The sequence below is a fragment of the Gracilimonas sp. BCB1 genome (assembly GCF_040117685.2).
Lineage (GTDB): Bacteria > Bacteroidota > Rhodothermia > Balneolales > Balneolaceae > Gracilimonas.
Genome location: NZ_JBEDYP020000013.1, coordinates 202,075 through 222,162, shown reverse-complemented (window position 1 = coordinate 222,162; position 20,088 = coordinate 202,075). Strand labels below are relative to the sequence as shown.

The following is a 20,088-nucleotide window of genomic DNA, read 5'->3' as shown; positions in this document are numbered from 1 at the left end:
CCGTGCTCGATCGCTGGGTAAATATCTTCTTTTCTTTGGCACTGGTTTTTGTATTCATCCTGTTAGGGAATGCTCAACATCATAACCAGATTCTTCTGGGACTTTTTCTTGCTGCTCTGTTATCTATCACTGCTTTTATACTGAACTGGTTAACGATCGATGGCGCATCGTCAGCAACCATATTTGGTGGATTCGCTTATGGTTTGGGCGGTATTGCCGGGGCTGCTGTCGTGCTGGCTTTTTTTATTTCAGGATCGGTGCTTTCCAAAGATTTAATATCCCGTGAAGGTTTCCTGGAAAAGAAATTCCGGCGTAATGGTAAACAGGTATGGTCGAACGGGTTTTGGTTTGTCCTCTGGATTTTAATTTGGTTTTTGACCGATATAGATGCTTTTCTGATCGGCGCCGTAACCTCCATTGCAACCGCTGCTTCCGATACCTGGGCTACAGAAATCGGGGAAAACAGGCTAAAGGGTAAAACCCGGCTTATTACTACCGGAGAAAAAGTACAGCCCGGAACTGACGGCGGCATTAGCTTTTATGGAACCGTTGCCGCCCTTACCGGCGCAGCTTTTATAGCCGCAGTGTTCTGGTTTTTTGCTATCGACACTATGCTTTCAACCATTTTGATAATTGCGATCACCGGATTTTTTGGTTCCCTCATCGATTCTTACATTGGCGCCCGGTTTCAGAATGCGGCATACAGCCTTCCCGGACTTTCATCAATTGGTTTGGAGAATATGTATGTTAGCAACAATTTTGTGAATTGGATTTCTGCAGGCCTGGCTTCAGTAATCAGTTTGATATTAATCTTAATCATTGGCGTATGAAATGGTATAAAAAATTACACTGGCAAATTATAATTGGTTTGATTTTAGGTCTTCTTTGGGGGCTGTTAGCCAGTGTCACCGGTTTGAATGAATTTACTTCTGACTACATCAAGCCCTTTGGTACTATTTTCATAGCTATGCTGAAGCTTATCGCGATGCCGTTGGTGCTGGTTTCGCTGGTGGTAGGGGTTACCAGTTTAAACGATACGACCAAGCTGTCGCGAATGGGATTCAAAACGGTGTCTATTTATGCCGTAACTACGGTTTTCGCCATTACCATTGGTTTGGTTGCCGTAAATGTCATACAACCCGGAAAAACCCTGCCGGCTGAAACAACAGCAACTTTGCAGGAAAGCTACAGTGAATCGGTGGATGATCGCAGCGCCACAGCTGAGCTGGTTCAGAATCGGGGTCCGCTTGATTTTATTGTGGATATCGTACCGGAAAACTTTTTTGCAGCTGCATCAAACAACTCAAGTATGCTGCAGATTGTATTTGTAGCCATTCTTTTGGGTATCGGGATCATTCAAATTGGAGGGAAGAAAGCGCAGACATTGGTGGACGTGTTCGATGCCTTTAATGATGTCATTATACGCATAGTGGAGCTTATTATGCTCACCGCACCCTATGGGGTTTTTGCTTTGATGGCCTCACTGATTATAGACCTGGCCGGGGATGATTTGTCTCAGGCTATGGAATTATTATATGCACTTGGATGGTATTGTCTGACGGTAATTATTGCTTTGATTGTCCACGTTTTTATCGTGTATGCCAGCTTGTTCAAAGCGATGAGCGATATGAAGCTTTCTACCTTTTTCAGGGCTATTCAGCCGGCGATGTTGCTTGGTTTCAGTACCAGTTCAAGTTCAGCAACTTTGCCTGTTACCATGGAGCGTGTTGAAAAAAATCTGGGGGTTGAAGACGAGGTCGCAAGTTTTGTTCTGCCTATTGGAGCAACCGTGAATATGGACGGAACCAGCTTGTATCAGGCTGTGGCAGCGGTATTTATTGCCCAGGCCTTAGGAATGGATTTAACCATCGCTCAGCAACTAATGATTGTATTAACGGCAACGGCCGCTTCTATTGGAGCTGCCGGTGTTCCAGGGGCCGGTATTGTGATGCTGGTAATTGTACTGGAGGCTATACAGGTGCCAACCGCCGGAATAGCGCTCATACTTGGAGTGGATCGTATTTTAGATATGTGCCGAACTACGGTTAACATTACAGGAGACGCGGCGGTATCAGTGGCTGTGGCCTCCTCAGAAGGACGCTTAGGTGCTCCTAATCTGGATGATTAGAATTTCAGAAAACAGGAAATTTTATATGCCTTTATGCCTGAAAATCTGTTAATTGAAGGAACAAAAATAATGAGTAACACGTGTGCCTATGGCTCAAAAGTTACTATTCGGTAAACATTTAAAAGCACTACATATCGCCCTTTTCTTTCTGGTTGCTACCTTGGGTTTCAAGGCAACAGCCCAGTCTGTATTGCTTCCGGGCGATGTAGTCATTGTATCTGCCAATGCGGATACTCAATCCATCGATTTTATACCGCTTATCGATATTGAGGAAGGTACGGAGCTGTATTTCTCAAACGGGAAGTGGGATAGGCAAGCTCAAACTTTATCCGGGAATGAACTTAAAGTAACGTTCAAAAGCTCTGTTCAGGCCGGTACAAACATTCACCTTAACGCCTTAAATGACGAGCGGCTGGATATAGAAGGTAATATCAGTTTTGAAGGAGGGACATACCGTCTGTTTGCCTATCAGAAAGAAGAAGTGTATCGGTTTATCTTTGCCGTTGGCTGGGGAAAGGGAGTTATCTGGAATACCTCAGAAGAAGAATCACTGGGTTCAGATATACCGGAAAGTTTAGAAGAAAGTGACCACACGTTTTTGACATTAGGAGATGCCTCCAATTACCAATATTACATCAGAAACGGTGCCAGTGGAACCCGGAATTTGTTGTTGCAATATGTAGGAAATGAAAGCCATTGGAGAGGAAGCGAAACCCGCCCTTTCCCGGTTTTTGGCACTTCTTTTAATTTAATTTCTCCACCGGTTGTTCTTTTTGACCAAAGTGTTTCCACTGTTCAGGAGTCAGATTCGGTAGCCATTTTGAACGTCGCCATTTATGAGCACGACGGCTCCCGACTATCGGTTGACGTGAAGTTTGACACGCTGAGAAGCATCACCTCACCGGATGATTATTTAGACTTTGAAACCACTACGCTTAATTTTACCGGGCTGATTGGCGATGGAATATATGAAGTGAGAGTTCCTATTAACGATGATATGGATTACGAGGGCAGGGAAACAGGAATATTTACCTTGCAGAATTTGACCAATGGTAATTTCGGCGATTTTCTCACCCACAGTAAAATCATCCTGGATAATGAAAAACCTGAGATTTTAATTTCTGAAGCAGTCAATGCACCGAATGGCGATGGTTTTATCAAAATCAGGAATATGGAAGATGGGGTAGTATCATTAAACGGCTGGACCCTTTCTTCGAAAGACCAAAAATTTACATTTAAAGATGATGCCGTTTTATTCCCTCAACAAACTATCCTGATTAAGAATGAAGTTATTGAATCGGAGAAAGATTCGATGCAAACAATCATCTATTCAAAGCTGGATAAACCTCTGCTGAATAGGAGAGGCGGCCAATTGGTGCTGAAGGACTTTGCCGGGGAAACTATTCACGAGTTTCGCTACAACGAGCAGAAAAGAGCGGGGGGTAGTAATGCTGATCGGGATGAAGTAGTAGCTGGTAATAATGTAATCAATAATGCCACTCAACAAATGAATGATGGTACACTAACCGGACTTCAAGCTTCTGTACAGCAACTCTTGCAACCGGGACTTAAAATAATAACCCAAACGGAAGGCCTTGAACGTGTTTTCCCTGAAATAATATTAAAAGGCTGGGATGAGGAAACACAAGAATTTGTGGAGGTTGTCCCTGATGCTGCATCCATATCTGATTACCCGGTTCTGATTGGAGGTTTTGAAGGAGAAGAAGTACAAAAATTGGCAGACTGGAGCAGATCTTCTTCTCAAAAAGCACCAAATAATAGCACGCTTACATTAAATGTATCTGCTACCGACTTTGACAACAACGAAGCTTTAAATGGTACGGAAGGCTTAAATCTGGTTTATAATAATCTGGAAACCCCTGTCAACGTGCAACGGCTTCTTGAGCTAAGCATGGAAAAATATCCTGATGTTTCTGTAAATCCGGTTTTCTATGGAATTAAGCAGAGCACGGCCGGTGATTTGGATTTTGTGCCATTGAAGAATGATGATGAAATTCCTGCACAGGCTCCTTTCTGGCTTATGCTTGGTGATTTACAACCGCAAAGAGAACTTATTTTTGATGTTCAGGATCTTGCACAATCTTCCGGTGAATCTGATATAGAAAATATCCCGGAAGATGAAATTTCCACCTTATCCCTAAGCCTCAGCTCAGAAGATCAGAGCGAAGCAGTTACGGTTCAATTTGCGGATAATGGAAATACAGAAAGTGTAAAAGACCTTAACTCATATCCGGAATTATTTTTGGGTGGTCCTTCTTTTCTGGATATGGCTTTTTCAGGTGGAGAAGAATATTTTAGTGAAATAACGCTCTCATCAAAGATTGAACAGGCACTTTCACTACCATTGCAATTCAGTACTTCCGCTTCGGGTAAACTTACACTTTCGGTTAATGAGTGGACGGCCATCCCTACTGATTGGGAAATAAAGCTGGAAGATAAAGCAGCTGAAAAGGAGTATGTACTCAGAGAAGGCTTTAGCATAACCTTCGATCATACCGTACTTACAGAGGAAGACAAATCCGAAAAAGAAGCTTCCTTAGATAACTATTCCGAAAAAGACCGATTTGTGATTCACATTCAGCCACCCGGACAAATAGCAGAAGAAACGGAGGGAGATGATACACTGCCCCGTGAAGTAGAGCTTCATCAAAATTTCCCTAATCCTTTTAACCCCGCTACCATTATCTCATTTTATTTACCGGAAGCGGAAGAAGTTCGTCTCTCAATTTTTAATATTGTGGGGCAGCCTGTTGCCGTGATTGCAGAAGGAACCATGTCGGCCGGAGAGCATCAGTTTGAATGGGATGCCACCGACAAACCCAGCGGGATGTATATCTACCAGCTTGAAGTCGGAAAGAGTGTTATGACCCGAAAAATGACATTAGTAAAATAGTGAACAGATTTCGCGTGATAACAGTTATTCCAAATAAGTAACCATAAATCAAAAAAGGACAAGTACTCTTTACCTATCATGCAGTTTAAAACAATTCAAGGGGTGGAAGTGCCCGAAGTAGGGTTAGGAACACACCGATTAATTGGCAGAGAAGGCGAAAACACAATAAAGCTGGCACTGAATCTTGGCTACCGCCACATCGACACTGCCCAAAGCTATAAAAACGAAAGAGAAGTTGGGGAGGCCATCAAGAGATCACATGTTGATCGGGAAGAGATTTTTCTTACGACTAAAATCTGGCATACCCATCTTGAGAAAGACGATGTGTTGAAGATTGCAGAGAACTCGCTTCGGGAACTCGATACTCCCTATGTGGACCTTTTGATGGTGCACTGGCCCAACCCGGAAGTAAACATTGAAAAAACGATGGAGGCTTTTCTATCACTGCGCGATCAGGGTAAAGCACTGAATATTGGCGTAGCAAACTTCCCTTTAAAGTTATTGAAGGAAGTGAATGAAGAGCTCGGAGCTCCCATCTTTTGTAATCAGGTTGAGTACCACCCCTTTCTGAGCCAGTTTGACTTACTGGACTACACCGCCGAGCAGGATATCCTGTTCACCGCTTATTCTCCATTGGCACAGGCGAAAGTGATGGATGATCCATTGCTCCAAAAGCTTGGTGAAAAATATGGGAAATCGCCCGCACAAATAGCACTCCGCTGGTTGATAGAGCAAGAGCAGGTGGTTGCCATACCCAAAGCTTCTTCGGAAGAACATCTGAAGGAGAATATCGATGTATTCGATTTTGTATTGGAAGACGACGACTTCTATGCCATCGATGACATCCAGAAAGATACCCGGATTATTAACCCCGACTTTGCCCCCGAATGGGATAAGTAAAATAGGGGAGTAATAGAATCATCAACCCTTCCAGGGTTAAACCACTTAGCCAAAACAAGGACGAATGCCATAACCCTGGAAGGGTTACACCTTAATCTGGCAATAGGATAAATCAGCTGCAGGTAGCCAAGGCCAACACATCTCCATCCTGGTTGGTAAGCTGATGGCGGTAGTTTTGATGTTCCAGATTTTTCCGTTCGGATGTAATCATATCTCCGGAGTGGCTTTCCCGCATGAACATGATATCCATATTCTTGATCAGGTAAGCCTTGTCATCGTCATAAGTTTCCATGAGCCACTCTACAAAGCGGGCGTTGTTTACATGCTCATTCATGTCGAGGTCTGATTTCCGTACTACAAACTTTTTCGCTACATCGCTTTCTTCAAATGGATTCATCCGGTCCGATTTAACCGGCATCACATGATCCAGTTCCGACAACCGGAGGTCCAGAACTTCCTGAGGCATACGGGTGGGTTTTCGGGTTTTCAGGTTGATCATCATCCAGTAGCTGAGGCAGGCTCCAATTTGTTCGCCTTCTTCATCCAGAATCCTGTAATCCCTATAGGCCCGCAAGGCATCGCCGGCGGCCGGCCAGGTTTCCACGGTAATCTTTTCTCTCCAGTTGGGATATCGCTCAATCCTGATGTCCATTCGATGGAGCACCCAGGTAAGGTCTTGCTCGTGAAGCTGGGTGATATCAAAGTTCAGCTTGTGAGCATGATTGCCGGCTACCTCCTGGAAAAGAGAACAAAGGGCAGGCAGGGTAATCTGACCACCTGACCCTACTTCACTGGCCCGGATGGTAAAGGTTTCGCTATGCTTGGTGATGTCGTCAGTCATGAATCAGGATGAAGTTGAAAATCACCCTAAACATAAATTAAAAAAAGCATTTATGTGTCAGTGATTACCAAGCCGGTTTTTGTATGGTTAAGTTGCTCCGGCTGTGGAAGCGGATATGGAAGCAAGAGCTTCCGATATTGCGTCGCGGAGCAGAGCGCCGTGACGAGATTGATTGGGATCAGTTATTACTTAGCCGAATGTAAAATCCTGTTGCTCCAGATCTTGATGTCATCCAATATCACATAAATGGAAGGGAGTACCAGGAGGGTTACTACCGTAGAAAAAGTAAGTCCGCCCACAATGGCTCGGGCCATTGGGAAGTAGGGAGGGCCGTCACCGCCAATCTGCGTGGTTCCGAAACAGAGAGGTACCAGGCCAAGCACGGTGGTAGCAGCGGTCATCAAAATAGGACGCATACGATCTTTCCCGCCCTGTATCACGGCTTCCCTTCGGGACAACCCCTCACTGCGCAGGTGGTTGATATGGTCGATCAGCACGATCCCGTTATTTACCACAATTCCCATCAGGATCAGAATTCCGATAAAAGCCATGAGGTCAAAAGTGGTACCGGTGATAAAGAAGAACCAGAAGATTCCGATCATACCATAAAAAATACAGGAGAGTACGCTGGTGGGATACATAAGGGATTCAAACAGCGAGGCCATGATCAGGTAAATCAGGAAAAAGGCAATACCAATGTTAAATAGCATGGTGTTCATGGCATCCATGTCGTTGCCAAAGCTGCGTCCGTAACTCCATCCGTAGCCGGCCGGGTAAACTATCTGATCCATCACCTGAGATATTTTTCCACGGGCTTCATCCGAAGTTATGTCATCGAGGTTAACGGAAATGCCCAGCGAGGTTCGGCGGTTTTCCCTGAATATACGTCCGGCTCCGGGGCGCTCTTCAAAGTCGGCAAGGGTGGCAAGTTTTACGGACTGCTCGTCATTAATCGAAATCGGCAGGTTTTTAAGATCGTCGATGGTTTGCCGGTTCACATCCTGAAAGGCCAAAATTACATCAATTTCACTGTCTTCACCCCGAATGCGCTGTATGGTTTGGCCACGCATGGCTCCGGAAACCATACTGGCAACAGCCGAGGATGTAAGTCCGAAATTACGGGCGCGATCATGGTTTACAGTGAGGCGGATTTCATCACTGCCGGCCTCGGCTTCGGAGCGCACGTCCGCAAAACCTTCAATTTGTCCAAGCCGCCATTCTACCTGATCGGCCAGGTCTTCAAGAACATCCATCGATTCACCCTGAACAAAAACCCGAACCTGTTCGGTGCTGTTACGGCTTATGAACTCAAAAGCCGGTTGCCCGAGTGCAATTTTAGGCAGGTCTTTCTGTATTTCTTCCTTAATCTGTGTCACCGCTTTTTTGGCATCATCCTCGTCAATAAGATTGATGGTAGAATTTGCAAAGTCAGGCTGGTAGTAAGTATATACCGACTCGATTTCGAACTTATCCTGGTTTTCGTACAGGTACTCTTCAATCCGGTCAACCGATTCTTTGACACGCTCCAGGGTATAGCTGGCATTCAGGTTGTACTGCAGGCGTAGTTGCCGCTCTTCTATCCGTGGAAACATATCCACATTCATAAAAGCCATCGGAATGCCACCACTCAGAAACAGCAAGGTGATAAATAGAACGGAGATTTTACGCCGTTCCAATAACCACCCAAGCAAAGCAGAGTACTTAACAGATAGCTTATCGATAACTGTTTTCTTCTTTGACTTTTCCGGTGGGTGAATTTTGGAAGCCAGCAGGGGAATAACGGTCAGTGATATAACCAAAGAAGCCAGCAAGGCGATAATAATCGCCATGCCGATGTAATACATATGCTGTGAGATAAAGCTCTCGTTCACCACATTGGGTAGAAATACGATGATGGATGTGAGCGTACCGGCCGTTACGGCAATGGAAACTTCTTTGGCTCCAAGCAGAGCCGCTTTTTGAGCTTCATTTCCTTTGCGCTGGTATCGGTGGATGTTCTCCGTAACCACTACCGCATTATCTACAAGCATACCAATGGCAAGCATAAGCCCCATCATGGAAAGGATGTTCAGTGAAATATCGAGGAAGTAGAAAAAGCCGAGTGTAACAATAAGTGAAAAGGGAACTGCGGTAGCCACAATTAAGGTGGTGCTCATTTGCCGCAGGAAGATGTACAACACAAATACGGAAAGGAGGGCCCCTATCATTCCCGAATTAAAAAGCTCCCGCAATGAACTCAGGATACCGTCAGCCTGATTAAACATTTCAAAAATTTCAATACCCTGCATTTCAGGGAGCTCGTTCACCTCATCAATTTCAGCTAAAACCCTGTCAACCACTTCAACGGTATTGGCGGTAGATTCTTTGGTGATGTCGAGCCCGATAGCGTATTTGCGGTCGAGGTGACGGGCGTAATTTCGTTCGGGAGAGGTGTATTTAACAGTGGCGATATCTTTTACACGGATGTTGTTATCGGCCACAATCAGGTTTTCGATATCCTCAACACCATTCAGGTTGCCGACCGGACGAACCATGTAACGAAGTCCCGCATCGGTGATTTTACCGGCCGAAATGGAAAAATTTGCTTGTCGAAGGGTACTACTCAGCCTGTTCAGGTTGATGTTATATTGAGTGAGCCGATCGGGATCGAGTTCAATTCGTATTTCCTTTTTCTCCACACCATACAAAGTAACCTGACCTACTCCCGGAATACGCTCGATACGCTGCTTCAGGTTACGATTCAGTAACTCATAGGCGTCTGAAAGATCCCGGTTGCTGGAAATACGCAAAAGTAGGGTAGGAGCATCTCCATCCTGAAATTTATTGATGGTGTAGTGCTCAAAGTCATCGGGTAGCTGATTTCGGATGCTTTCGATTTTTTCCTTGATCTCGATGGCTTTGAGGTCAATTTCATTTCCTTGTTTAAAAGTAATGAATACACCCGCATTGTCTTCCCCGGAGTTGGAGTTAATACGCTCAACTCCACTGATGGTGGCAAGCACTTCCTCAATGGGGCGGGCTATATTCTCATTAACTTCAGTCGGGGTAGAATTGGGGTAGGGAAGCTGAATAAAAGCTCCGGGGAAAGTGATATTGGGCATGAACTCAAGCGGAACCAACCTGGTGGCAATCAATCCCACAACCAGCAGACTCACAAAAACCATGAGTGTGGTTACCGGGCGTCGTATGGATAAATCGGTAATATGCATGGCAGTGTTTTAAGCCGTTTCGGTTTCGGGTTGAGTGGTATAGGTCTTGCGGTCAAGGATGTCGTACATCACGGGAATAACCACGAGGGTAAGCAAGGTTGAAAACAACAGACCGCCAATTACAGTGATACCCATAGGGGCACGAAGTTCAGCACCATCGCCAAAACCAATAGCCAGGGGAAGCAGACCAAGGGTAGTGGTCATGGTGGTCATAAGAATAGGTCGTAAGCGCGACTTTCCGCCTTCTTTAATAGCTTCCAGTTTCTCCACGCCTTTTTCACGCATCTGATTGATCAGGTCGATAAGCACAATGGCGTTATTCACCACAATACCGGCCAGCAATATCAGCCCGATAAACACGACCACACTTATGGTGGTGCCGGTGATATAGAGGCCCAGAATAGCTCCAACCAAAGCCAGGGGAATGGTGAATAAAATGATAAACGGGTGAAGCAGCGACTCAAACTGAGAGGCCATTACGAGGTACACAAGAAAAATGGCAAGTGAAAGAGCGAAAATGAGTGACTGAAAGGAATCAGCCATTTCTTCATTCTGTCCGCCTATTTGAGCCAGAATCCCGGTTGGTAATGTAGTTTCAGACAGTGCTTTTTCTACTTCTTCCGCTGCTTCGCCTAAGTCTCCATAGTTCAGGTTAGCTGAAACGATGGCTACACGCTGCTGGGAAACACGACGGATTTCACCCGGTCCGTTGGCGATTTGTACATCCGCAATTGCACTAAGCGGTATGGGGCGCTCGCTGCCGGGGTTTACAATCAGGCGCTGAATTTCATCGATAGATGCTCGGTCGGCTTCACGGGCACGAACCAGTACATCAATTTTTCGGTCCCTCCAGGAATATCGGGTTGCCACATCTCCACGAACATTACTTACAATGCGATCGGCAACTTCATGTACCTGCAAACCAAGGGCAGCAGCACGATCACGGTCAAATAGAATCTGTATTTCCGGACTTCCGGTTTCCATGGTGCTTTTTACATCCGCAAATCGGTCGTTGGAAGACAGTTTACGAGCTACGGCATCACCCGCCAGCTTAAGTTTATCTAAATCGAAACCCGAAATCTCAATTTCGATCGGTGTTTTGAAAGAGAACAAAGACGGACGTGAGAACTTATACTGCAATCCCGGAATTTGTTGAAGGGAGGAACGCATCTGATCCATTGCTGCTTCCTCGTCGGTGGTGGATGAGCCGGAAGCGAGTGTTACGTTGAGCTCACCCCAGTTTTCACCACCTTGCTCGGGGTTGGCATCCATTTGATTTCCGGTTCCCGCTACGGCAAAAGTAGTTCGTACATTTTCCAGGTTTTTGGATTTGTTTTGAACCGAGCGTAAGGCATTATCTGTCTCTTCAATGGGGGTTCCGGGAGGTAATTTAAATTCCACGGCAAACTCACCCTGCGAAAGCTGAGGAATTAGCTCAATACCGATCCGGGGAACCAATGCAAGTGATCCTGCAAAGGATAATAATGCAACTGAAAGGACTATAAACTTATGGTTCAGCGACCAGCGAAGTAAAGTGGCATACACCTTTTCAGTTGCCTGATAAGATTTGTCAAATGCCCAAACAAAAGGAGAAAACAGAGCCTTACAGATCTTGCCAATCCAGCGAAAGATGAACTTAAAGCCCTTGGTAATTGCAGTAGGTACCGTGTAGAATAAAAACATGCGTACGGATCTAAGTCCACGCCCGGCTTTGGTTTTAGGCTCTTTCAGATCAAGCGGTTGCGCTTCATTTTTCTTGCCTCCGATGGATGAAAGCATGGGTATCAGGGTGATAGCTACAACCAGCGAAGCTAATAAGGAGAAGGTTACCGTAAGGGCCTGATCGCGGAAAAGCTGTCCGGCAATTCCCTGAACAAATACGAGCGGAAAGAAGACAGCGATAGTGGTGAGGGTAGAGGCAATAACGGCCATCCCAACTTCACCGGCTCCTTCACGGGCCGATTCCACGATTCCTTTCCCCATTTCCCTATGCCGTGCTATGTTCTCCAGCACCACGATGGAGTTATCCACCAGCATCCCGATACCAAGGGCTATTCCACCCAAAGACATTATATTCAGCGAAATATCATTGCCATACATCAGATTGAAAGTGGCAATAATGGACACCGGAATGGAGACAGATATAATGACGGTGGTCCAGAAATTCCGGAGAAATAAATATAGTACAAGTACCGCCAGAATACCCCCGATGATACCCGCATTCTTTACTTCATTCACCGCAGAAGATATAAAGACAGACTGATCATATACTTTTTCGAGCTTCATGTTTGAAGGCAGGGCATCCCGGATATTTGCCATGCGTGCGTTCACCGCTTCAGCTACGGCTACGGTGTTGGCATCTCCTTCTTTGTAAATGGCAATTTCTACTGCCTCAGAACCATTCAGCCGGGTGATGGCTTCGCGCTCTTTGTAAGCCTGAGTTACATCGGCTACATCTTTCAGGTAAATGGTATTATCCTGATTACGGGCAACCACCACATTTCGGATTTGTTCTACAGACTTAAATTCATTCAGCGTCCGGACCAGATACTGCTGGGTTCCTTCCTCGAGCCGACCCCCGGATAGATTCACGTTCTCGGCACTCAAAATCTGAGTTACGTTTTCAATGGGGATGTTCAAATAGGCGAGTCGCTGCTGGTCGATGTTTACCTGAATCTCTTCTTCAAGCCCACCACTCACCTTAACGGAAGCTACACCGAGGGCTGATTCTAAATTCTTTTTGAGCTGTTCATCTGCTAACACACGCAGGCCTTTCAACCGGGAAATAGCATCCGGGCTTTCCAGGTCCTGATAGCGGGCGTAATCCACATTTACATCATCTACAGCCGGGTGCTCATTTTCTCCCTCATTATAATAGAGCGCATACCGCATGATGGGATCGAGTGTGGGATCAAAACGTAAGGTAACCGGTTTGTTGGCATCCAAAGGAAGCTGAACGGCATCCAGTTTAGCCATTACGTCCAGGTTTGCGATGTTCATATCGGTTCCCCAGGCAAATTCCAGCACTACATCAGACTGTCCGGCACGGGAAATGGAACGTACTTGCTGTACGCCTTTTACCACTCCAACCGCTTCTTCAACAGGTTTGGTAATCAGGTTTTCAACTTCAACCGGAGCTGCACCTTCAAATTCGGTTCGGATGGTGAGGGTTGGATAGCTGAGTTCAGGGAGCAGGTTTACATTTAGCCGGGAAAGGGAAACCATACCGAACAGCAGAATCCCGACGGTAAACATGGCAATGGTAACTTTCCGGCGTATAGAAAGGTCAATGATTTTCATAGGAGGGCCTGCTTACAGATTGGAGATAACGTTTACTTTGGTGCTGTCCTGAAGACTTCCCTGTCCAATGGTGACTACCATTTCGCCGTCTTCCAGTCCTTCAATCACTTCAACATTCACCCCGTTTGTGTATCCGGTTTTAATAGCTTTTTTGAAAGCCAGTGAATCCTTTATTACATATACACTTTGGGCGAGATCTTCCGACATAACCGCTGATTTAGGAATCATGCGGGTGTTTTCGCGGGTGTCGTACACAATTTTTACTCGCCCGAACATACCGGGGCGAAGCATGCCTTTGGTTTCATCCACATAAACGGTCACCTTAAAAGTTCCGGTTTCGGAGTCCACAACCGGGCTAATGCGTTCTACATGACCGGCGAAAGTTTGACTGGGAAGTGCATCCACTCTGAGTTCTGCACGCTGATCTTTTCTGATTTTAGCCATCTCATGTTCCGGTATGTGTAGAATGGCTTGCAACGGGTTGAAGTCGGTTACCCGATAGACCTGCTGATCGGTGCCGATCATATTCCCAACCTTTACATATCGCTCAGAGATCACACCGCCAATAGGAGATTTAATAGATGTATGCTCCAGGTTCAGTTCGGCGAGTTCGTAAGCGGCCTTTTGAGATTCATATTCGAATTGAGCATTTTGATAAGCTTCAGCAGCGATCAGGTTCTTTTCATAAAGTTCTTTATTTCGGTCAAAATCGTTTTTAAGACGGTCTAAGGTTGCTTTTGCACGTGCTGCTTCGATGCGATATTGGTCATCTTCGATTTTCGCGATTACCTGTCCGGCTTTAACCTCATCGCCTTCCTCAACATAAATTTCCCGAACAATACCACGGACTTTAGCTACCACAGTAGCTTCCTGCTCGGCTTCAAGGGTGGCGGTGTTGGCATAGTAAGCAGAGATATTTCCCCGGCTCACATTACTGACTTCCACCGGTATTACCAGCTCTTCGTCTTCACCATTTTGATTCTCTTCGTTTCCATTATTACAAGCCGTGGTGAATACCAATGTTGTAATCATGAACAATAGCGGGAGGGAGTAGCGTAATGTTTTCATCTGAGTGTATTAAAACCGTTTTGATTATTTGCAACGGTGATGGCTTACGCCCGGATGAAATCTTTGTTTCGGGAAGGGTGAAGTTTCTGCTGGCTTGTGTGGTCACGGAGGGTTCAAATCTGAGATAACACAAAGATTACGCTGAATACGATAATGAATAGAATGAACATGGCTGCACAACCTTTCTTTTCAGATTCGATAATGGGTGAGCCATCTTTATACAAATCAAATACCACCCCATTCATGCTAAATCCGAACTGAACGTTGCAGTTCACGTCTTTGCCATCTTCATGAATTGTAAAGGGGTGTTCGGCTCCAAGCATAGAGTATTTGGATGAGACTACTTCTCCATTCACCTTCACCGTTTCTTTACCCAACAGTGTATTGTGAAGCTCAATTTTATTATCCCCGAGGTGAATGGTCGTGTATTTCATAATATCTATTCAACTAGTTTAGCTTTGGTTATGGTGCCATGTAGTAAAGGTACTAATTTATTGATTTATTGAAAGTAAGCAGGCAAATAATGATCAAATAAAAAAGCCACAAACCGTCTTTCAGATTTGTGGCTCAGGGAGGGGAAATTTAGAATATCATCCCAGGAAATTAGCGCCTTTTTCCGGCACTACAACTTCCGTGTCCGTGATGTCTTCCAGTATTTCTTTGAATTCCTCCGGGTCTGCTTCAATGGGAGGCCATGTATTGTAGTGGATAGGCACGGCCATCTTAGCCCCGATCAGTTCTACGGCGTAAGCGGCTTCTTCAGGTCCCATTGTGAAGTGATCTCCAATGGGTGCCAGCACCACATGTGGCCGGTAAAGCTCTCCATACAGCTCAAGATCAGCAAAAATATTGGTATCGCCCATATGGTAAATGCAGATGTCATCTTCGAATGAAAGCACGAGACCGCCCGGATCGCCGGCATACTTTCCTTTATAAGAAGAGCTGTGGTTAGCGGAGACCAGCGTTACGGAAAAGTCATCAAAATGAACGGTTCCTCCCTTATTAAAACCAACGGCTTGGTCTTCCGGCAACCCTTCTTCCTGTAAGATTCCCATCAGTTCCAGAATGCCAACAACTTGTGCTCCGGTATTCTTGGCAATTTCCACGGTATCGCCCACGTGGTCTTCATGCCCATGGGTCAGTAAAATATAATCGGCTTCTTTTACTTCTTTGAGTTCATCCGGGGTGGAGGGGTTGTCTTTCAGAAATGGATCGATATAAATAATCTTTCCACTTTGGCTCTCCAGCTTAAAGGCCGAATGACCCAGCCAGTGTGCTTTAACTTGTGTATTCATGATCTCCTTAATTTAATTAGGTTAAATCTGTTATCGTAAACTACTTAACTAAATGAAAACCATGCAAAAATGATTCGATGTTTATCAAATTGATGATTGCCGGGTTTAGCTCTACTTATTTTGAAGTGTAAATACTTGTATATTTAGTGAACAAAAAAAAAGGACAAATGGGCATTATAGATTCAATTGGCAATTTATTTGGCACAGAAGACCAGCCGAAGAATAAGTTTCAGTGGAAGGAGTTGTCTACTGAGGAAGACGTGGCAGATGTTATGCAGACGTCGAATGAAAAGACTCAGGTGATCTATAAGCATAGTTCGCGATGTGCCACCAGCTATTTTGCCTTGAAGAATGTGGAGTCCATTACTGCTGAGAATCAGGAACACGCCGATTTCCATAGGGTGGATGTAATTGGCCACCGGCCTGTCTCAATGCATATTGCTGAGAAATTGGGAATTCGGCATGAATCTCCCCAGTTGTTTGTGATCAGAGACGGTGAAGTTGTATGGAGTGGTTCTCATAATCAGATTCAGGCTTCGGCTTTCGAAGACATACTTTAGAGAAGTATAAAGGGTGTAACAAGGCCCGGCTATATTAGGTTTAGGTTTTGGAAGGACAGATTAAATGAAAAGTATTTTAACGTGGATTACTGCGGTGGTCATCGGTGCATGTCTTGGCTACGGTACAAGCTTCTTTCTTGAAGTAGGGACTGCTTTGCCGATTGCTGTAGGTGTGTTGATCGGGAGCTCGGTGGGTATCACTATGAACATTCACCGGGATGATGATTATGACATTCCTCCGGATCAGGATCTGCCTGCAGAGGAGTGATTTCAGCAAAACCACTTTGTAGCTGAATCACTCAAATCCTACTTCTCAAACAGCTTTTTGATGTTCTTTTTGAAATCCGGTTCCACTATTCCCTTCTCGGTGATAAACCCTGTAATGTACTTGTTGGGGGTTATATCAAAGGCAGGATTATAGGCATCTGTTTTCTTCGGGGTGATCGGTGTTTTGGCCAGGTGAATAACCTCTTCCGGTTCCCGTTCTTCAATTTCTATTTCATCCCCGGTTTCAGTTTCAAGATCAAATGTTGAAAGAGGAAGGGCTACATAAAAAGGTACTTCATTTTCTTTAGCTAATACGGCTAAAGAATACGTTCCGATTTTATTTGCAGTATCACCGTTAGCCGTTACCCGATCGGCACCAACTACCACCATATCCACTTTGCTTTGTTTCATCAGTGAGCCGGCTGTGGAATCTGTAATCATATGAAAGGGTATCTCTGCCTGCTTAAGCTCCCAGGCGGTTAGTCTTGCACCCTGCAAAAGCGGTCGGGTTTCGTCTACCCAAACATGAATACCTTTGTCGTCATCATGAGCATGTAAGATTACCGATAAAGCTGTTCCGTAAGCTCCTGTAGCCAATCCGCCGGTGTTACAATGCGTAAGTATATTCCATTCTTTTTTGACTAATTCAGCACCGTTTTCCCCGATTTTTTTGGATACCCGCTTATCCTCATCGTGTATGGTTTTCGCCGTTTTCAGGATAATCTCCTTGATCTCTTCCAGGTCTTTATCCTTGTTGGCGTATACGGTTTGGTTGATCCGCTCCAAAGCCCAGCTCAGGTTAACAGCTGTTGGGCGGGATGACTTCAGGTATTCAATCCAGCGGTTCAATTCTACATTGAAACTGGTGAAATTCTTCGACTCTAAATCTCTTACGCCAAGATATAACCCATAAGCTCCGGCAATTCCAATAGCGGGTGCTCCGCGCACTTTTAATTTTTTGATGGCATCCCAAACCTGCCCGATGGTATTTACATCAGAATATATTTCCCGCAGCGGCAGCTGAGTTTGGTCCAAAATTACTAAGTGATCGTCTTGCCAGGTAATTGATTGGTAGTTTTGTTTCATTCTATAAATTGCACACGGATTTAACGGATGTTACGGATCTAATTAAGGTGACGTTTTCGGTCGTTAGTGTAAATTTTCCTCTTAATCTGAGGCTTGGAACCAAAGTTAAAAACGAGTCCAACTTCTATGTTAGTTGCTTTTAAATAGTTCAGAATTTGCACCTCATGTTCAGCACTGAGTCGATTAATGGCTTTTAATTCTACAATTACAATGTCTTCGACAATAATGTCAGCAAAATATTTGCCAACCAGCTCTTTCTTATAGAAAACATTAATAGGTACTTGAGAGTCTGCATTTAAGCCACACTCTTTTAGCTCTTTGAGTAATGATTTTTCATATACATTCTCAAGAAAGCCAAATCCTAAGCTATTATAAACAGTATAAAAACACTGTATTATTTTTTCTGTAAGCTCGGAGTGAAGCATTAGCTTGGTTAAGATTATTCGAATACCAAACAATATATAAAAATCCGTAGCATCCGTTTAATCCGTGTTCCATCAGAGTTTAGTAACCGGAAGCCCAGCCGTCTCCGCGGGGATCGACGCCGGCACTGAGGTTGCCGTTTGGTTCTACGAATATGTTATGGGCTCGGCCTACATTGGGTATTTCAAATATCTTATGCCCTTTGGCTTCCAGGAGTCTTTTTGTATCCGGACTTAACCCAAACTGCCCGGGCATCAATACATCAGGCAGCCATTGGTGGTGAAATCTTGCGGCGGATGTTGCCTGCTGGGCCCTCATCCCAAATACGGCCCGGTTTAGAAAACTTTGCAGGGTGGCTGTAATAATTCTGGGACCTCCGGCTGCTCCGAGTACCATGTCCACTTTGCCATCTTTGGTTACGATAGTGGGAGTCATGCTGCTAAGCATCCTCTTTCCGGGTTCAATAGCGTTGGCTTCAGCACCAATTAGGCCATAAGCATTGGGTTCTCCGGGTTGAGCCGAAAAGTCATCCATTTCATTATTCAGTAAAAAACCAGCACCGCTTACAGAAACATGACTTCCAAAGGAGCCGTTGAGTGTCGTGGTTACAGCAACAGCATTTCCTTCTGCATCAATAATTGAAAAGTGAGTGGTTTCCATTGATTCAGCATAACCCTGAATTTGCCCGTGAGATAGTGAGCTTGAAGCGGTAGCAGAATCCATGGAAAAGCTATTCATGCGCTGATTGTTATAACTTTCGCTAATCATTTCTTCGATGGGGATATCCAAAAAATCGGGGTCGCCGAGATAATAAGAACGGTCAGCAAATGCCCGGCGCATGGCTTCGGCCAGTACATGTACATAGTCGGCTGAGTTGTGGCCCATTTCAGCCAGCGGGTAATCGTCAATCATTTCAAGGATCTGAGCTACAGCTATACTCCCGCTACTGGGAGGAGACATGATGTGCAGTTTATACCCCAGGTATTCTGCAACAACCGGATCACGCCACTTGCTTTCATAATTCCGGAGGTCACGATAGGTGATGAGCCCCCGGTATCGCTCCATTTCATTTACGATGGCATCGGCTACCGGACCGGAATAGAACCCTTCACGGCCAAACCGGGAAACACGTTCTAAGGTTTCTGCCAAATCTGATTGGACAAATACATCGCCTTCCTCAAAAAAAGTGGAATCTCCGGTTGTGAAGTAGTTCGCCGATGCCTGATATTTTAGAAAGGTATCCCTGCGATTATTGAGATCTTTGGCTTGTGAATAAGAAAGAGGGTAGCCTTCTCTGGCCAGCTTAACAGCCGGTTGTATAACTACATCCAGTGGCAAACGGCCATATCGTTCTAATGCTTTGATCATTCCATCAACCGTTCCCGGAACGCCTACAGCCAAAATTCCTTCCCAGCTCAAATCTGATTTAAATTCTCCATTTCTGATATACATATCTCGGGTCGCTTTTTGTGGGGCTTTTTCCCGAAAATCCAAAGCAGCTGTTTCGCCATTAGCCAAGTGAACCACCATAAATCCGCCGCCCCCGATATTCCCGGCCCTTGGTAAGGTAACTGCCAATGCAAACTGAACGGCTACAGCCGCGTCAACTGCGTTTCCGCCTTTCATTAAAATCTCTTTTCCGATTTCAGATGCGTATTTATCGGCTGTAACCACTAACCCGTTTTCATAGGTCTTAGAATTGAGAACCTGGGCGGATAAAGTCTGAGAAGTAAATACAAAAGTGAGCAGAAGGAGGAACAAACGCATAATGTAAGGCATGTATCAGGACTTGTTTTTAGAATTTCCACGTTAAAATAACAGAAGTAAGGCTTAATGCGGAACGAAAAGAATGTAAATTTATTAAAGAGATTGGGATATCGTATTTCAGGATCTGAGTTTGATCAACAGGTCAGTCGTTACCGACTGAAATAATTACTCTTTATCGTTAACGACTTGTTTATCAACCGAAATACCTGTCTATGTATCTCACGGGTAAAGATGATACGTGATATTTCCAGTTGGCAAGCAAAGGATTTAGCCCATCGCTATTTGGTAGCAGGAGCTTCTGACAGGCGTTCCGAAAGAGACGTTTGGAAC

At 45.0% G+C, this 20,088-nt stretch carries 15 protein-coding genes; 6 read left to right on the top strand and 9 right to left on the bottom strand.

Going from position 1 to position 20,088, the window contains the following annotated elements; all coding sequences use genetic code 11:
• The first annotated feature begins 2 nt into the window (after positions 1–2).
• From ABFW99_RS10225 to ABFW99_RS10210, 4 genes are all read left to right on the top strand, one after another.
• Complete coding sequence (locus ABFW99_RS10225) at positions 3–830, top strand: DUF92 domain-containing protein (protein ID WP_349353399.1); 828 nt, start codon at positions 3–5, stop codon at positions 828–830.
• Positions 827–2,128, top strand: a complete 1,302-nt coding sequence (locus tag ABFW99_RS10220; protein WP_349353398.1) for a dicarboxylate/amino acid:cation symporter — start codon at positions 827–829, stop codon at positions 2,126–2,128. Before ABFW99_RS10225 ends, ABFW99_RS10220 begins: the two co-directional genes overlap by 4 nt.
• Positions 2,129–2,216: 88 nt before the next feature.
• A complete protein-coding gene (locus tag ABFW99_RS10215; RefSeq protein WP_349353397.1) occupies positions 2,217–5,042 on the top strand; it encodes a lamin tail domain-containing protein in 2,826 nt (941 codons plus the stop codon).
• A gap of 78 nt (positions 5,043–5,120) precedes the next feature.
• Positions 5,121–5,942 (top strand): aldo/keto reductase, encoded by an 822-nt coding sequence (locus ABFW99_RS10210; protein ID WP_349353396.1) that lies wholly within the window; start codon positions 5,121–5,123, stop codon positions 5,940–5,942.
• Between the two features lie 112 nt (positions 5,943–6,054).
• On the opposite strand, the gene ABFW99_RS10205 is transcribed toward ABFW99_RS10210, so the two are convergent.
• From ABFW99_RS10205 to ABFW99_RS10180, 6 genes are all read right to left on the bottom strand, one after another.
• A complete protein-coding gene (locus tag ABFW99_RS10205) occupies positions 6,055–6,783 on the bottom strand; it encodes an acyl-[acyl-carrier-protein] thioesterase (protein WP_349353395.1) in 729 nt (242 codons plus the stop codon).
• 185 nt (positions 6,784–6,968) lie between these two features.
• Positions 6,969–9,992, bottom strand: coding sequence for an efflux RND transporter permease subunit (locus tag ABFW99_RS10200; RefSeq protein ID WP_349353394.1), 3,024 nt, complete (start codon positions 9,990–9,992; stop codon positions 6,969–6,971).
• 9 nt (positions 9,993–10,001) lie between these two features.
• Positions 10,002–13,292 (bottom strand): efflux RND transporter permease subunit, encoded by a 3,291-nt coding sequence (locus tag ABFW99_RS10195; protein ID WP_349353393.1) that lies wholly within the window; start codon positions 13,290–13,292, stop codon positions 10,002–10,004.
• 12 nt (positions 13,293–13,304) lie between these two features.
• Complete coding sequence (locus ABFW99_RS10190; RefSeq protein ID WP_349353392.1) at positions 13,305–14,360, bottom strand: efflux RND transporter periplasmic adaptor subunit; 1,056 nt, start codon at positions 14,358–14,360, stop codon at positions 13,305–13,307.
• A 113-nt stretch (positions 14,361–14,473) separates the two neighbouring features.
• Entirely contained in the window at positions 14,474–14,794 is a 321-nt protein-coding gene (locus ABFW99_RS10185; protein WP_349353391.1) for a hypothetical protein, read from the bottom strand.
• 156 nt (positions 14,795–14,950) lie between these two features.
• Positions 14,951–15,655, bottom strand: a complete 705-nt coding sequence (locus ABFW99_RS10180; RefSeq protein WP_349353390.1) for a metal-dependent hydrolase — start codon at positions 15,653–15,655, stop codon at positions 14,951–14,953.
• A gap of 167 nt (positions 15,656–15,822) precedes the next feature.
• Here ABFW99_RS10180 and ytxJ point away from each other — a divergent pair, with 167 nt between their 5' ends.
• Together ytxJ and ABFW99_RS10170 are read left to right on the top strand one after the other, a co-directional pair.
• Positions 15,823–16,215 (top strand): bacillithiol system redox-active protein YtxJ, encoded by a 393-nt coding sequence (gene ytxJ / locus ABFW99_RS10175; protein ID WP_440707493.1) that lies wholly within the window; start codon positions 15,823–15,825, stop codon positions 16,213–16,215.
• Between the two features lie 64 nt (positions 16,216–16,279).
• Positions 16,280–16,483, top strand: a complete 204-nt coding sequence (locus ABFW99_RS10170) for a hypothetical protein (protein WP_349353388.1) — start codon at positions 16,280–16,282, stop codon at positions 16,481–16,483.
• Positions 16,484–16,521: 38 nt separating this feature from the next.
• Here ABFW99_RS10170 and mtnA read toward each other — a convergent pair whose 3' ends face one another.
• From mtnA to ggt, 3 genes are all read right to left on the bottom strand, one after another.
• A complete protein-coding gene (gene mtnA, locus ABFW99_RS10165; protein WP_349353387.1) occupies positions 16,522–17,568 on the bottom strand; it encodes an S-methyl-5-thioribose-1-phosphate isomerase in 1,047 nt (348 codons plus the stop codon).
• A gap of 38 nt (positions 17,569–17,606) precedes the next feature.
• Positions 17,607–17,993, bottom strand: a complete 387-nt coding sequence (locus ABFW99_RS10160; protein ID WP_349353386.1) for a GxxExxY protein — start codon at positions 17,991–17,993, stop codon at positions 17,607–17,609.
• A gap of 79 nt (positions 17,994–18,072) precedes the next feature.
• Positions 18,073–19,770, bottom strand: coding sequence for a gamma-glutamyltransferase (gene ggt, locus ABFW99_RS10155; RefSeq protein WP_349353385.1), 1,698 nt, complete (start codon positions 19,768–19,770; stop codon positions 18,073–18,075).
• Between the last annotated feature and the right edge of the window lie 318 nt (positions 19,771–20,088).